The following is a 16,551-nucleotide window of genomic DNA, read 5'->3' as shown; positions in this document are numbered from 1 at the left end:
TTCACAAGCGAAAATTATACACCACCGCTCATCGTTCCTCCCGGCCTTTTGCCAGCCAAAGCAGCCATTGTCTCGATGAGATTCAGCTCCTTTCGCTTTTTTTCAATAAACCTTATTCTTCCAAAAAACAGGGGATAAGATTTACATAACACAATGGTGAATCAGCCGTTTTTTCTCCGGCACTATGGGATAGTATAGATGCAATTGCTTCTGTGATGTATTTCTGCCCACGGAAAATACTTTAACCATACTTTAGCATAGATGTCGAGGAAATTGTTCCTATATTTTATTTTGATAAGCGATTAAAGTACTTATACTTGCTGTTTAACCCAGCGTGAATACAAAAAAAGATACTCATCTGTGATAGATGAATATCTCCTTTTTGCTTTTATCATTTATTTTTTATTTTCCACAGCCGCACCGATAAATCCTTTGAACAATCCTTGCGATCTGGTAGGGCGAGAAGTGAACTCCGGATGGAATTGGCAAGCAATAAACCAAGGATGATCCTGAATTTCAATTGTCTCTACAAGGCGTCCATCCGGGCTAGTCCCAGAGAAAACAAGCCCTTTTTCTGCCATTTGCTCCCGATACACATTATTAAATTCATAACGATGACGATGTCTTTCTTCCACTACTTCTGCACCGTCATACGCTTCTTTTGTTTTCGTGCCTTCTGTTAAATGGCATGGATATAATCCAAGACGCAATGTACCGCCTAAGTCTTCAATATCCTTTTGCTCTGGAAGCAGGTCAATAATCGGGTATGGCGTTCCCGGATTAATTTCTGCAGAATGTGCGCCTTCTAAGCCTGCTACGTTTCTGGCAAACTCCACAGTAGCCAGCTGCATGCCTAAGCAAATTCCAAAGAACGGGATTTTGTTTTCACGCGCGTAACGAATCGCATGGATTTTTCCATCGATACCACGGTCACCGAATCCGCCAGGAACGATAACCCCGTCTACTTTCGATAATGCTGTTTCAATCTCTGCTTCTGATAATAATTCAGAGTTGATCCAATGTATATTGACATTCGCATCAAAATCATACCCGGCATGCTTTAAGGATTCGACAACAGAAAGATAAGCGTCAGGAAGTTCTACATATTTCCCGACCAGCCCAATCTCGACTTTTTTAGAAAGGTTACGAACCTTATTAATAAGTTCCTTCCAGTCGTCCATGTCTGCATCTTGGCAATCTAACCCAAAATGGTTGCAAACAATCTGATCCATATTTTGCTCCTGTAAAGCAATAGGAACTTGATACAGCGTATCTGCATCCATCATTTCAATAACCGATTTTTCATTAATGTCACAGAATAAAGCAATCTTTTCTTTCATTTCCTTAGTAATTGCCATTTCGGTACGTAATACAATCACATCTGGCTGGATTCCAAGAGAACGGAGCTCTTTTACACTATGCTGTGTCGGCTTCGTTTTTACTTCGCCTGCAGCTTTAATGTAAGGAACAAGCGTACAGTGGATGTACATCACACTATTCCGGCCAACATCACTTTTAATTTGACGGATAGCTTCTAAGAATGGCAGTGACTCAATATCGCCGACAGTTCCGCCGATTTCTGTAATAACAACATCTGCGCCAGTAGCTTCACCTGCACGGAATACCTGGTCTTTGATTTCATTGGTAATATGCGGAATAACCTGTACTGTTCCGCCAAGGTAATCGCCGTGACGCTCTTTGCGGATGACACTGGAATATACTTTCCCTGTTGTAATATTGCTGTATTTATTTAAGTTGATATCGATAAAGCGTTCATAATGTCCAAGGTCTAAATCTGTTTCAGCGCCATCTTCGGTCACGAATACTTCCCCATGCTGATAAGGACTCATTGTCCCAGGGTCTACGTTGATGTACGGATCAAATTTTTGAATCGTTACTTTTAATCCGCGGTTTTTTAATAAACGTCCTAATGAAGCTGCTGTAATCCCTTTTCCAAGCGATGATACTACGCCGCCAGTTACAAAAATATACTTTGTCACTTGTTCTCATCCTTCTTTCTTTATTTTATGTTATGCATTGATTAAGTGATTTAGGGAGTTAGCGCCCGTTATCTCTCGCCCGAATACATTTATTTTGAGGCGGAAGGTTTACGGAGGCTTCTCCGTGATAAAATTGGCCGTTCTTTGGAATGATTGTCCTGTCCGTAGCATTTACATAGATGGTAAAAGCTATCACACAAAACTATTTCAATTTATTTCTCTATCTAACAAGAAAAGCGTTTCCCCTCTCATCTCTCAGGGGAAACGCTTTGTAATTATATTCAAAGAGCCCAATAAAGATTCTACTGTTAGTCTATGTAAATGTCAAGCACTGAAAAAAACATGTTTTTTTCCTGTCACGTTCCCGCTTTATTACAAAAAGCTGGAGCAAGTCGAATGATGATCAACTTGCCCCAGCTTATCAACTTTGTACATTAATGATTAACGATCGTCTTCATTATCGTAATCTAATTCATCGAGATCGTCCTTGCCGATAACGTCGTCTACTTCATCTTCAATTTCTTCCAGATCCGCATCTTCTACGTCATCATCGAAATCATCCAGCATATCATCGATGTCTTCATCAGTTATGTCTAAATCATCATGGATATCTTCTGTGTCTTCCACTGCAGCTTTCTTCTTTTTCTTACGCTTTTTCGGTTCTTCCGTAATTTCTTCTTCTCCCTGTTCGACCGAATACCAGCTTTTTAGTCCCCATACACCGGAACCTAATGTTAAATAACGTCCGTCAACATTCATGTCTGTATAGAATTGTGCAATCAAATTTTCTTTCTGTTCTTCGGATAAGTTTTTTAACTCTGCTATTTGAGAAAATAAATCTTGAAAAGGGATTGCTTTATTTTTTTCTTTTAGAATGAGGGAACCTAATTCAATCATGGATAAATCGTCAATTTGCTCTTGTGTTAATTCTTTCAAACTCACGCTCATGCACTCCTTTTAGAAAATAATCATACCCATCTATGCTATCAATGATTATTATATATGCTATTTTGAGATCGACACCAAAATCTATGGTTTATAAATAGATGTTATCATGACTCATAGTGACCGCTACGGAAAAGCACTACGCTTTCCGTAGGCCCCGAGCTCATCTCCTTTAAAGAAGACTTGCTGATTGGCAAGCCGTCAGGCGCAGACAGAAGCATAGTCGCACTTATGCCCTGCGGGTGAAAAGAAGACTTGCTGATTGGCAAGCCGTCAGGCGCAGACAGAAGCATAGTCGCACTTATGCCCTGCGGGTAGAAAAAAGAAGTACGCTTTTTTTCTGCGGGGTCTTCCCTCCGCGCTTTCCCACAACGGACAGGACGTCCTAGTGTCGGTCGTTGGTCACAGGACGTGACCGTTCTTAGTCGACCAGGAGTCTCCGTATTTTTCCTCTGGGACTGGGACTGCGATTACTCGTCCCACCGAAAACCATTGCGGTTACTCGCCCCATCAAAACCGTCGCTAGCTAGTATCGCCAACATAATTATTCACTTATATCAACCAATGATTTGGATGAACATCCCCATTTCTTCACAATAAATCTATTTTACATTATAAACACATTTGATTGCAATTATCCAGTGAAAGTTGTTCAGATCTACGCTGGATTTAAACATACCATTTCTTCTGCTTCTAAAGGAGCACGAGCTGGTATTACAAATGCCGAGACGGGTTTCTGGATATTACATGTTCCGTCTGTATTGCCCGCCGACTTCATAGAGTGCTCTGGTGATTTCTCCAAGGCTTGCGTGGCGGACGGTGTGCAGCAGTTCTTGGAAGATGTTTCCGTCTGTTACTGCTGTCTGTTTTAATCGTTTTAGAGCTTCTTCTACATGATCTTTATGCTCTGATTGAAAACGACGCAGTTCATTAATTTGATGCATTTTTTCCTCTTCGGTTGCCCGGGCAAGCTCCATGGAATCAATGTCTTCCTCTGAAGGCGGGTTGGGATTTAAATACGTATTCACCCCTACGATCGGCAATGCTCCCGAATGCTTCTTTCCCTCATAATAAAGCGATTCCTCCTGAATTTTCCCGCGCTGATATTGGCGTTCCATCGCTCCCAGGACACCACCGCGGTCATTCATCTGTTCAAATTCCTGCAGAACCGCTTCCTGCACGAGGTCGGTTAATTCTTCAACAATAAAGGATCCCTGTAAGGAATTCTCATTTTTCGCCAGGCCAAATTCTTTATTAATAATCATCTGAATCGCCATCGCTCGGCGGACAGATTCTTCTGTCGGGGTCGTGATTGCTTCATCATAAGCATTGGTATGCAGGGAATTCGTATTATCCTGAATAGCTAATAATGCTTGCAATGTGGTGCGGATATCATTAAAATCAATCTCCTGCGCATGCAGGGACCGCCCTGAGGTCTGCACATGATACTTCAGCTTTTGGCTGCGTTCATTGGCACCGTATTTTTCCTTCATGGTAATTGCCCAGATTCTTCTCGCTACCCGGCCTATCACGGTATATTCCGGATCTAGCCCATTCGAGAAGAAGAAGGAGAGATTCGGTGCAAATTTATTAATATCCATTCCGCGGCTTAGATAATATTCTACATACGTAAATCCATTTGCTAACGTGAACGCCAGCTGGGTAATCGGATTCGCGCCGGCTTCTGCAATATGATAACCAGATATGGAAACAGAATAATAATTACGTACCTTATTCTCTATAAAATATGCTTGAATATCCCCCATCATCCGCAGGGCAAATTCAGTTGAAAAAATACAGGTATTCTGCCCTTGATCCTCTTTTAAAATATCTGCCTGCACGGTCCCTCTGATGACAGAAACAGTATCTGTCTGAATTTGACCAAATTCTCCACTGGTTGGCGGCCGTCCCTGCTCCTCGGTAAACTTATCCACCTGCTGGTCAATGGCCGTATTAAAATACATCGCTAAAATAATAGGCGCCGGACCATTGATTGTCATCGAGACAGATGTTAAGGGGTCTGTTAAATCGAAACCGCTATAGAGCTTTTTCATATCCTCTAATGTACAAATGTTTACGCCGCTGTTGCCAACCTTCCCGTAAATATCCGGACGTTCTGCAGGGTCTTCTCCATATAAAGTAACTGAATCAAATGCTGTAGAAAGTCGTTTTGCTTCCTCCCCTTTAGACAGATAATGGAAGCGGCGGTTGGTCCGTTCCGGTGTCCCCTCACCGGCAAATTGTCTGGTCGGATCTTCTCCCTTTCGTTTAAATGGAAATACGCCTGCTGTATAAGGAAAGGCTCCGGGAACATTTTCCCGCATTAACCAATAAAGGCGGTCTCCCCAATCCTGGTATTTCGGCAGCACTACTTTCGGAATCTTTAATCCCGAGAGAGACTCTGTTGTTAAATCCATCGTAATCTCTTTATCTCTTACTTTAAACGTAAAGGTATCCCCAAGATAGCTTTCTTTTAATGTCTCCCAATTTTCCAGCAATTGTCTGGAGTTTCCGTCTAATTGCTGTTCATAGCTTGTAATGATTTGATCCAATGAAGCCGCAATAGCTTCCTCCGCATCTTCCTTAGCTCCGGTTAATCGATAAAGTTTAGAAGCAATTTTCTGCTGCTTCCCGGCGCGCTTATCATAATTCCGGACATAGGAAGCAATCTCCCGTAAATAATGCCTGCGCTCATTCGTAATGATTTGATTTTGCTTTTCGGAGATAACATGACGCGGAAAGGAGACCTCTGCTTCCCACTGATAATCGGCTTTTATCCGGTCAATCAAAGACGCAAACAAAGCATTCGTTCCTTCATCATTAAACTGGCTTGCTATTGTGCCGAAAACAGGAAATCGGCTTTTATCCTCATGAAACAGCATATGGCTGCGTTCGTATTGTTTCCGGACTTGATTCAGCGCATCCTCCGATCCCTTTTGCTCAAATTTATTAATCACAATAAAATCGGCATAATCGATCATATCTATTTTTTCTAATTGCGTCGGCGCCCCAAACTCCGCTGTCATCACATACATGGATAAATCCGTAATATCTGTTACCGCAGCATCACCCTGCCCAATCCCGCTCGTTTCGACAATAATCAGGTCATAGTCTGATGCGCACACGACATTTATCGCATCCTGAATGGAATCGGAAAGCTCTGTTCCAGAATTTCTGGTCGCCAGCGAGCGCATATACACCCGCTCTGAAAAAATCGCGTTCATACGGATACGGTCACCAAGCAATGCTCCACCTGTTTTTCGTTTGGATGGATCGATAGATAAGATAGCTATTTTCCGCTCTGGAATTTCATTTAAAAAGCGGCGGATAAGTTCATCTGTCAGCGAGCTTTTCCCTGCTCCGCCTGTTCCTGTAATTCCGAGAACAGGGATTTTCTGTTTTTGCTGCTCTGAAAGTTTTTTTAATACCTGCTTTTTCGTTTCTTCCTCCCCATTCTCCATCAAGGTAATGAATTTACCGATTGCTAAGCGATCTCCTTCTTTTAACCGCTCCATATCTTTTTCAATATCAATCGGCGGAAGAAAATCACATTTTTCCAGCATCCGGTCAATCATCCCCTGCAGACCATACTTTCTCCCATCCTCGGGAGAAAAAACCTGAGCTACGCCATAATCATGAAGCTCTTTGATTTCACGGGGGAGAATCGTCCCTCCGCCGCCGCCTAACACTTGAATATGAGCCGCATCCAGTTCTTTCAACAGGTCAATCATATATTTAAAATATTCCACATGCCCGCCCTGATACGATGAGATAGCAATCCCCTGCGCGTCCTCCTGGATTGCTGCGTAGACGACTTCTTCTACGGAACGGTTATGTCCAAGATGAATAACCTCGGCACCGCTCGCCTGCAAAATGCGCCGCATAATATTAATGGAAGCATCATGCCCGTCAAACAGGCTCGATGCCGTTACAAAACGAATAGGATGCTTTGGCGAATAACGTTCTTCTGTCATGCTTATCCCCCTCTTTTAGTCAGCTCTTAACATAGTAAAATCCCTAATCCTCCCTATAGTTACAGCCAGCAATCCACTTGCTTCATCTGCAGCTCGACATACTCATCGAGGGTAAATTCCTTTTGAATGAGCCAGCGGCGGAAACACCACATATGCCCGCTGACGACAATATGATTAGCCAGAAAATGAATTTCTTTCGCACTCCGCTTTTCTTTTAAACAAACATTCAACAATTCCTCCATCATTCCGACAACCTTCTGCTCCTGCCCCAAGACAAATTGACGTTTTTCTTTATTTAATGATTTTGTTTCCTGATAGAGCATTAAAATTTCAGGCTGAATCGTGTCCATAAAGTAAAGATACTGCCGAATCGCCTGACGCAGACTTTCCATTGTCGGATTTTCTACAGAAATCGTTTCTGTCAGCTGATCGCGAACCCGGTCATGCACAAATTCGCAGACGAGAAAAAGCACATCCTCTTTTGTTCTGATATACTCATATAATGTGCCAATGCTGAACCCGGATTCTTTCGCAATTTCTCTGGTCGTTGTACGGTGAAAGCCTTTCTCCTGAAACAGCCGCATGGCGCCTTCAATAATCTGCTTCCGGCGCCGCATCACAAGCTCCTGATCTTTTACAGAAGAGCGGATTTGATCTTCACTCATTTTTTCAGCCTCCTTTTAAAAGAGATTGTGCTTTATTTTGTTACCATCCGCCCAATAACAAGCCGCTGAATTTCATTCGTCCCCTCATAAATTTGCGTTATCTTCGCATCACGCATGTAGCGTTCTACCGGATAGTCTTTTGTATATCCATAGCCGCCGAAAATTTGCACTGCTTCGACGGTAATGCGCATTGCTGCATCTCCTGCAAATAATTTGGACATGGCGGATGCCTTTCCATATGGCTTCCCTGCTGATTCCAGCCATGCTGCCTGATAGGTCAACAGACGGGCTGCTTCAATCTCCGTTGCCATATCCGCCAGTTTAAAAGAGATACCCTGATTTGCTGCGATTGGTTTGCCGAATTGTTCTCTTTCCTTCGCATATGCTGCAGCTGCATCCAGTGCGCCCTGTGCAATTCCTAAAGCTTGTGCAGCAATCCCATTTCTGCCTCCATCTAAGGTCGTCATGGCGATTTTAAAGCCTTCTCCTTCTTCACCCAGCACATTTTCAGCTGGAATCCTGCAATTTTCAAAGATTAACTCTGTCGTCGGCGAAGAACGAATGCCCAGCTTCTTTTCCTTCTTGCCAATGGTAAATCCTTCTGTTCCTTTTTCAACAATAAATGCCGTGATGCCTTTATGTTTTTGATCCGCATCTGTTTTTGCAAAAACGATATAAATATCAGCAACCCCGCCATTGGTAATCCATACTTTGCTGCCATTCAGTATATAATCGCCGTCATCCTTTTTGGCTGTTGTTTTCATGGAGACAACGTCACTGCCCGCCCCCGGCTCAGACAAAGCATAAGCTCCCAACGCTTCTCCCGTTGCAAGACGCTGGAGGAAATGCTGCTTCTGCGCTTCATTTCCATATTTATAGATTGGCCAGCTTGCCAGGGATACGTGGGCAGAAAGGGTAACTCCAGTCGAAGCACAGACACGTGATAATTCCTCTACCGCTATACAATAGCTCAGATAATCCGCGCCGATTCCGCCGTATTCTTCCGGCCAAGGGATACCTGTTAATCCCAGTGCTGCCATCTGATCAAAAATTGCTCTGTCAAACCGCTCTTCTTCATCTCTTTCTGCAGCTGTCGGCTCTACTTCATTTTCAGCAAAATCCCGAACCATTTTCCGAAGCATTTCCTGTTCTTCCGTTAATTGAAAATCCATTCCTATCTCCCCTTCAAAAGCTCTTTGGATATCACAATATGCTGTATTTCATTTGTTCCCTCATAGATTTCCGTTACTTTGGCATCACGAAATAACCTTTCTACCGGATATTCCTTTGTATAGCCGTATCCCCCGTAGATTTGGACCGCTTCAATGGCATTTTGCATAGCCGTTTTCGTTGCTGTCAGCTTTGCCATCGATGTTTCCTTGATACAGGATTGATTCATTTCAATCCGTTTGGCTGCCTGATAGGTTAATAGTTTCGCCGCTTCTACATTGGTTGCCATCTCAGCCAGCTTAAAAGCTATTCCCTGATTGGCTGCAATCGGCTTGCCAAATTGTTCTCTTTCCTTCGCATAAGCAACAGAATAATCTAAAGCTGCTTCGGCAATACCAAGTCCCTGTGCCGCAATCCCGATCCTTCCGATGTTCAAGTTAGCCATCGCAATTTTAAAGCCTTCCCCTTCCATGCCAAGCAGGTTTTCCTGCGGGATACGGCATTGCTCAAAGGTTAATTCCACCGTGCTTGAACCCTTTAAGCCCATCTTCTTTTCATTTTTTCCAATCGACAGACCGGGACTATCCTTTTCTACAATAAAAGCACTGATGTCATCTTTCGATTCACCTGTTCTGGCAAACGTAATAAAGATATCTGCATATTCTCCATTAGTAATAAATACTTTGGAGCCGTTCAATACATACGTATCATCTACCAGCTTAGCAGTTGTCTTTAACCCGCTTGCATCTGATCCTGAATTCGCTTCTGTCAGAGCAAATGCCCCTAAATATTCTCCAGAAGCAAGCTTCGGGATATATTTCTGTTTCTGCTCCTCTGTTCCGAAATAAAGGATCGGATTCGTCCCGACAGACGTGTGTACCGATAAAATAACACCGACGGTTGCACTAACCTTGGACAGTTCATGAATCACCCGGATATAAGAGCTGAAATCCATGCCCGCTCCTCCATACTCCTCTGGGATAGGAATTCCCATTAAGCCGAGTTCCCCTATTTTCTTGATAATTTCTTCAGGAAACCGGTCTTGTTCTTCCATCCGCTCGACTTCGTTTGCAATTTCATCGCGGGCAAAGTCCTGAACCATTTTCACTAACATTTTTTGTTCTTCTGTTTGTGTGATAATCAACATGCACACCCCTTTAGTCAGTATATGAGTAGAACCCTTTACCCGCCTTCTTCCCAAGTCTTCCTGCCTGCACATACTGTCTCAGGAGCGGACACGGACGATATTTACTTTCTCCAAAGCCTTCATGAAGAATTTCCATAATCGATAAGCAGGTGTCCAAGCCAATGAAATCTGCCAATTGCAGCGGGCCCATCGGATGATTCATCCCCAGTTTCATCACCTGGTCCACATCTTCTATACTGGCAACGCCTTCAAAGACGGTATAGACGGCTTCGTTAATCATTGGCATCAAGATACGGTTGGAAGCAAACCCTGGAAAATCTTTCACTTCCACATCCTGCTTGCCTAATGCTTTCGTCAATTGCTGTACTGTTTGATACGTCACATGACTCGTTTCTAAGCCCCGAATAATTTCAACCAGCTTCATAACAGGAACAGGGTTCATAAAATGCATGCCGATAAATTGTTCTGCCCTGCCAGTAACAGCTGCAATTTCTGTAATCGGCAAGGAGGAGGTATTAGTTGCAAAAAGACTATGCGACGGCGCAAGTTCATCCAGCCTGCGGAACACGTCTTTTTTCACTTCCAGCTTCTCTACCACTGCTTCAATAATAAAATCTGCTGTAATTGGATCCGCTTCCAAATCAACAACAAGCTGCAGGCGATTCAATGCCCGCCTCTTTGTATCCGCTTCCATTTTCCCTTTTGCAACATCCTTCTCAAATATCTTTTCAATATACTGCTTTCCTCTTTTCAATGCCTCAATATCCGCATCATATAGCTTCACCTCATAGCCGGAACGGGCAAAAACGAGTGCGATGCCTGCACCCATTTGCCCTGCCCCGATTACCATTACTTCTTTTACAGTCATGATTATACGCTCCTTTTCAAGGGGTTTTAAACTTATCGTTTAAACTCATGCTTCACTTGACGGTACTTCAATTAAAACTGCGTCTCCTTGACCGCCGCCGCTGCAAATCGCTGCAATACCTTTTCCTCCGCCGCGGCGTTTTAATTCATGAATCAAAGTTAAGATAATCCGGTTACCGCTTGCGCCAATTGGATGCCCCAGTGCTACTGCCCCTCCATTGACGTTGATTTTCTCCTCATCAATATCCGCAATTTGCCCGCTTGCCAGTGCAACTACTGCAAATGCTTCATTGATTTCATAAAGATCAATTTCTTTCTTGGATACACCTGTTTTTTCTAGCAGACGATTGATTACTAAGCCCGGTGTTTGCGGAAAGTCTTTTGCTTCCACTGCTACTTCTGCATGACCTAAAATTGTTGCCAGTGGTGTTTTATTTAATTCCTTTGCTTTTTCATCTGACATCACGACGACAGCACTTGCCCCATCGTTTACGCCAGGTGCGTTTCCTGCTGTAATAGTACCGTCCTTATCAAATGCAGGCCGAAGTGTTGCCAGTTTCTCCACCGTGGTTCCTTTTCTTGGCGTTTCATCATCGCTGACCACAATCGGCTCCCCTTTACGAACAGGAATTTCTACAGGAACAATCTCCTCTGCAAATTTCCCTGATTCGATCGCTTCTACTGCCAGCTGCTGGCTCCGGGCTGCCCATTCATCTTGGCGTTCACGTGTTACTTCAAAGGAAGCAGCTGTGTCATTTCCGTAGCTGCCCATGTGGTTTCCTGTAAAAGTACAGGTAAGACCATCATGAATCATTAAATCCTTCACCGTTTTATCGCCCATGCGATTTCCCCACCTGGCATCAGGTAAGAAGTACGGTGCATTACTCATGCTTTCCATTCCGCCAGCTACAATGACATCCTCTTCTCCTAAGCGAATCAATTGATCAGCCAGCGTCACACTGCGTAATCCAGAGGCACATACCTTATTGATTGTTTCCGTTTTTACTTCCCAAGGGATACCCGCTTCTACAGCAGCCTGTCTGGACGGAATTTGCCCCTGTCCGCCCTGCAGAACCGTTCCCATGATTACCTCATCTACATCTGCTCCGTTAAGATCTGCCCGTTCCAATGCTGCTTTAATTGCTTTTGCTCCCAGATTTACTGCGGTTAACGGCGTTAAAGCCCCTCCAAATTTCCCGAAAGGGGTCCGTGCCCCTGAAACAATAACCGATTTTCTCATACGATATAGCCTCCCTTATTTATTCGAACGAACGCTCGTTCAACAGACAGTAGAAAATATAGAGAGGACGTCAATCCTCTCTATACCTTTATGCTGTTTTTTCTTCCTTTTCCTCTAAAATGCGTGTTCAAAAAGTCCGATAAATAGGACCAAGAAGTTCAAGGCGACGAATTTTTTACGAACGGAGCGTATGCTTTATAATACGTGAGTATCGGAAAAAATTCGTCAACGCAGAAATTCGCAGTGTCATTTTTGTTGGACTTTTTGAACATCCTCTAAAACAGATAGTGCCAGAATTTCAGCCACATCCATTGTACCAATATCCTCTTCTACTTCTTTCGCTTTTGTTCCATCGCTCAGCATCGTTAAGCAGTATGGACAGGCGCTGGAAATCATCGATGGCTGTACCTGTAATGCCTGCTCTGTACGCGCCACATTAATCCGGTTTCCAGTCGTTTCCTCCGTCCACATCAAGCCGCCGCCGGCACCACAGCACATCCCGTTCTCGCGGCTGCGGTCCATTTCTACCAGCTCTAAGCCTGGAATAGCCTTCAAAATTTCCCGTGGCGGATCGTAAACGCCGTTATACCTTCCTAAATAACAGGAGTCATGGTAGGTTAATCTTTCATTGATTGCTTTTTGCGGCTTCAGCTTCCCTGACATGACAAGGTCATAGAGCAGCTGCGTATGATGGTAGACCTTTGCTTCAAATCCAAAGTCAGGATATTCATTCTTAAATATATTGTACGCGTGCGGGTCAATCGTGACAATTTTTGTGACGTCATTCTTGGTAAATTGCTTGATATTTTTCTCGGCAATTTCCTGGAATAAAAACTCATTCCCAATTCGTCTTGCCGTATCGCCAGAATTCGCTTCGGTGTTTCCTAAAATGGCAAAGCTGACGCCAGCCTGGTTCATTAATTTAGCAAAGCTGAGCGCAATTTTCTGGCTGCGGCTGTCGAAGGACCCCATCGAGCTGACCCAGAATAAATACTCAAAGGATTTATCCTCCTTCTTCAGCTCTTTCACTGTCGGAATATAAGCCGATTTATCCTCATCACGCCATTTGATCCGGTCCTTCTTCGATAAGCCCCATGGATTGCCCTGACGTTCAATATTCATGACAGCACGCTGAATTTCAGAATCCATTTTCCCCTCTGTCATGACCAAATAACGGCGCATATCGATAATTGTACCGACATGTTCATTATTGACAGGACAAGCATCCTCACAGTTTCGGCATGTCGTACATCCAGCTAGTTCTTCTTCTGTAATGACATCACCGATCAAGCTCATGCTTTGCACCGATGCAGCTGCTTCCTTGCTTGCAGAAGCCTGGTTGCCGGCAGTTCCGGAAAAGGCATAAGAAGGAACCCACGCCGATTTTCCAGTAACGGCTGCGCCTTTTTCGGTTAAATGATCACGAACCTTAATCATAATATCCATCGGCGAAAGCATTTTTCCTGTTCCGGATGCCGGGCAAACATCCGTACAGCGGCCGCATTCCACGCAAGCATAGAAATCGACCATTTGATGCTGTTTAAAATCCTCTACCTTTCCGACACCAAAAGCAATTTCTTCTTCACTTTCTTCATCCATATCTTCTAAATCAAAATCTATTTTTTCTAATTTACCAGGCACTTTTTTCGTCAAAAAGACATTGATTGGTGCAGCAATTAAGTGTGCGTGTTTGGACTGCGGCACATACACTAAGAAAGTAAGCAATGTTATTGTATGTATCCACCAGGCAATATAGAATAAAACCATTGCTGCCCCTGCTGAAATGCCGCCGAATAACCCGGCAACAGCACTGGCAACCGGCTCCGTCCATGTTAATTCATGTCCATGCCAAATCATTGCCATTCCATTTCCGAACAGCACAGAAATCATCAGTGTTCCAATGAAAATAAGGACAAGCCCTGCTTTCAAGCCTCTTTTCAAACGAACGAGCTTCTCCATATAACGGCGGTAAAAAGCCCATACCACCGCCACCAGAATCATTAAGGTAACAAGCTCTTGAAAAAAGACAAATCCCGGGTAAAGCACGCCAAACGGTAGATGATTCCCCGGCGACAGCCCTTTGACAAACATATCAATGGCTCCAAATTGAACCAGAATGAAGCCGTAAAACATCATCACGTGAATCGTACCGGATTTTTTATCTTTTAACAGCTTCGATTGGCCAAATACATTTTTTATAATGCGTTGGATCCGCAGCTTTATCTCGCCGTCAAACTCTGATTTTTTACCGAGTCTGATATAGGCCACTCTTGTTGCGATGATTTTGGCAAATAAGAATAATGCATAGCCTGTTATGGCTATAAATGCTATCCAATTAATCATCAGAAATGTATCCAAGATGATTCCCCCTCTTTATATTATAATATAAATTGACAGCGTTTTCATATCTGTGTAAAAAATAATTCTATCTCTACTTTAAAACATGAATGAACATTCAGTCAACCTATTTGGAGGAAATTATGATAATTTTTAGCGGTTTATTATGTTTGCCGTTAATAATATCCTTTAGATTGTTGATAGCGTTCATCATAGCTGATAAAAACAAAAATAATCCTCTCATAATCTTTAGCAGGAGACTGAAAAATTATTTTTTCTCTGGTTACCTGCTCTCTCATAACGAGGACTCGTTTATTGATGACCGTTCCATGAACCAAGCATGAATATTTTTTTAATGAAATAATATAGTTTAATTCATAATGATAATAGGATCAATAACTTCCTTTCAGTATACTTTACGAAAATGTTGTTTTAAAAAAATCCCACAAAGAAATCAACCATTTCTCTGCAGGATTTTCATATCATTTTCTTTCTTACATTTTCTCCGGTGCATTCACACCTAAGATACCCAAGCCGTTCGCCAGTGTTTGACGCACTGCTTTCATTAAAGCAATACGCGCGCTGGTACGCTCCGGATTATCTCCATCCAATACTTTTTCTGCATTGTAGAAGCTGTGCAGTGTAGAAGCAAGGTCAAATACATACTGCGTGACTTTATGCGGCATTTGTTTGTCTGCCGCTTCAGCGATCACCTGCGGCAGCTCTCCTACTTTTTTAAGCAGGTCCAGTTCTTTTTCTGCGGTCAATAAGGACGCATCAAAATCCCCATCTGTTGCAAATCCTTTATTCTTCGCCTGTTCCAGCATCGTGCAAATACGTGCATGAGCATATTGAACATAATAAACCGGGTTATCATTGGATTGTGATTTGGCAAGGTCCATATCAAAGTCTAACTGCGAATCATTGGAACGCGCTACGAAATAATAACGGACCGCATCGATTCCTACCTCATCCATCAGCTCTCTTAAGGAGACAGCTTTTCCGGTACGCTTGCTCATTTTTACCTTTTCCCCGGCTTCAAACAGATTAACCATTTGGATAATTTTCACGGAGAATTTCTCAACTGGATAACCTAACGCCTGCAAAGCAGCTCCCATTCTTGGAATATATCCATGATGGTCTGCGCCCCACACATTAATAATTTGGTCAAAACCGCGGTCTAATTTATTTTTATGGTAAGCAATATCTGGTGTTAAATACGTATATGCTCCGTCCTGCTTAATAAGGACACGGTCTTTATCATCACCAAAAGCAGTCGTCTTAAACCATAATGCACCGTCTTTTTCATACGTATAGCCGCCATCTTCCAATACTTGTAAAGCAGCATCAATCTGGTCGTTTTCAAAAAGAGAACGCTCGGAGAACCAGCTGTCAAATTCAACACGGAAATCCTTTAAATCATTTTCAATATTACGCAGGGAAGCCTTTAAGCCATATTCTTTAAAATAATCGAGACGCTCTTCATGAGATTTCTCTGCCCAGGCATCCCCTTTCTCTTTCACAAGGTTTTTCGCAATATCAATGATTGCCTGCCCATGGTAGCCGTCTTCCGGCATATCTACGGACTGCCCTAATTCCTGTAAATAACGTGCCTCTACAGATAAGCCAAGATTGTTGATCTGGTTTCCTGCATCATTAATATAATATTCTCTCTCCACTTCATAGCCTGCAGCTGCAAAAAGATTACATAATACATCCCCGAATGCAGCATTTCGCGCATGGCCTAAGTGAAGGTCACCAGTCGGGTTAACAGAAACAAATTCAACCTGAACCTTTTCTCCGTTCCCGTCTTTTGAAGTGCCGTAAGCATCTCCAGCGTCCAGTACGGTTTCAATGACTTCCCCTAAGAAATCCTGCTTCATATAGAAATTGATAAATCCGGGTCCGGCAATATCAATTTTTTCAACAGACGCTGCCTGCTTATCTAAGTTGGCTGTAATTTCATCTGCAATTTGACGCGGTGCTTTTTTCGCAATTCGAGCCAGCTGCATCGCAATATTGGTGGCAAAATCACCATGTGCTTTATCCTTCGGTGTTTCCAGAATAATATCCGGAATCGTATCCTCCGTCGCAAGCTCTGCAGCAAGAACAGCTGTATGAATTTGCGCTTTTAATGTTTCTTCTGTTTGTGCTAGTACATTCATTCCTTATTTCCTCCTTGTTTCTATCCCCGCCGGCAGTTTAA

Annotated in this window: 11 protein-coding genes; all 11 read right to left on the bottom strand. The window is 43.1% G+C overall.

Annotated elements, in window-relative coordinates; all coding sequences use genetic code 11:
- Window positions 1-395: 395 nt before the first annotated feature.
- The 11 genes from BN997_RS02695 to argS all read right to left on the bottom strand — a co-directional run bounded on the left by BN997_RS02695 (window position 396) and on the right by argS (window position 16,510).
- Window positions 396-2,000 (bottom strand): CTP synthase, encoded by a 1,605-nt coding sequence (locus BN997_RS02695; RefSeq protein ID WP_042529456.1) that lies wholly within the window; start codon window positions 1,998-2,000, stop codon window positions 396-398.
- Between the two features lie 441 nt (window positions 2,001-2,441).
- Window positions 2,442-2,948 (bottom strand): DNA-directed RNA polymerase subunit delta, encoded by a 507-nt coding sequence (rpoE, locus tag BN997_RS02685; protein WP_306432762.1) that lies wholly within the window; start codon window positions 2,946-2,948, stop codon window positions 2,442-2,444.
- A gap of 740 nt (window positions 2,949-3,688) precedes the next feature.
- Window positions 3,689-6,919, bottom strand: a complete 3,231-nt coding sequence (icmF, locus tag BN997_RS02680; protein ID WP_042529449.1) for a fused isobutyryl-CoA mutase/GTPase IcmF — start codon at window positions 6,917-6,919, stop codon at window positions 3,689-3,691.
- A 59-nt stretch (window positions 6,920-6,978) separates the two neighbouring features.
- On the bottom strand, window positions 6,979-7,584 hold the full coding sequence (locus BN997_RS02675; protein WP_042529447.1) for a TetR/AcrR family transcriptional regulator: 606 nt from the start codon (window positions 7,582-7,584) through the stop codon (window positions 6,979-6,981).
- Window positions 7,585-7,616: 32 nt separating this feature from the next.
- Entirely contained in the window at window positions 7,617-8,756 is a 1,140-nt protein-coding gene (locus BN997_RS02670) for an acyl-CoA dehydrogenase (protein ID WP_042529445.1), read from the bottom strand.
- A gap of 2 nt (window positions 8,757-8,758) precedes the next feature.
- Window positions 8,759-9,901 carry an acyl-CoA dehydrogenase gene (locus tag BN997_RS02665; RefSeq protein WP_139088985.1) on the bottom strand — a complete coding sequence of 381 codons (1,143 nt, stop codon included), beginning with the start codon at window positions 9,899-9,901 and terminating at the stop codon, window positions 8,759-8,761.
- 10 nt (window positions 9,902-9,911) lie between these two features.
- Window positions 9,912-10,769 carry a 3-hydroxyacyl-CoA dehydrogenase family protein gene (locus BN997_RS02660; RefSeq protein ID WP_042529443.1) on the bottom strand — a complete coding sequence of 286 codons (858 nt, stop codon included), beginning with the start codon at window positions 10,767-10,769 and terminating at the stop codon, window positions 9,912-9,914.
- A 45-nt stretch (window positions 10,770-10,814) separates the two neighbouring features.
- Window positions 10,815-12,008 (bottom strand): acetyl-CoA C-acetyltransferase, encoded by a 1,194-nt coding sequence (locus BN997_RS02655; RefSeq protein WP_042529441.1) that lies wholly within the window; start codon window positions 12,006-12,008, stop codon window positions 10,815-10,817.
- A 246-nt stretch (window positions 12,009-12,254) separates the two neighbouring features.
- On the bottom strand, window positions 12,255-14,366 hold the full coding sequence (locus BN997_RS02650; RefSeq protein WP_042529439.1) for a heterodisulfide reductase-related iron-sulfur binding cluster: 2,112 nt from the start codon (window positions 14,364-14,366) through the stop codon (window positions 12,255-12,257).
- A gap of 155 nt (window positions 14,367-14,521) precedes the next feature.
- The gene (locus BN997_RS23645; protein ID WP_276325291.1) at window positions 14,522-14,644 is read right to left on the bottom strand and encodes a hypothetical protein; all 123 of its coding nucleotides are present in this window, start codon (window positions 14,642-14,644) and stop codon (window positions 14,522-14,524) included.
- Between the two features lie 195 nt (window positions 14,645-14,839).
- Window positions 14,840-16,510 carry an arginine--tRNA ligase gene (argS, locus tag BN997_RS02645; RefSeq protein WP_042529437.1) on the bottom strand — a complete coding sequence of 557 codons (1,671 nt, stop codon included), beginning with the start codon at window positions 16,508-16,510 and terminating at the stop codon, window positions 14,840-14,842.
- Window positions 16,511-16,551 lie beyond the last annotated feature (41 nt).

This window comes from Oceanobacillus oncorhynchi, from assembly GCF_000821065.1.
Lineage (GTDB): Bacteria > Bacillota > Bacilli > Bacillales > Amphibacillaceae > Oceanobacillus > Oceanobacillus oncorhynchi.
This window is presented reverse-complemented; position numbering and strand designations above follow the sequence as displayed.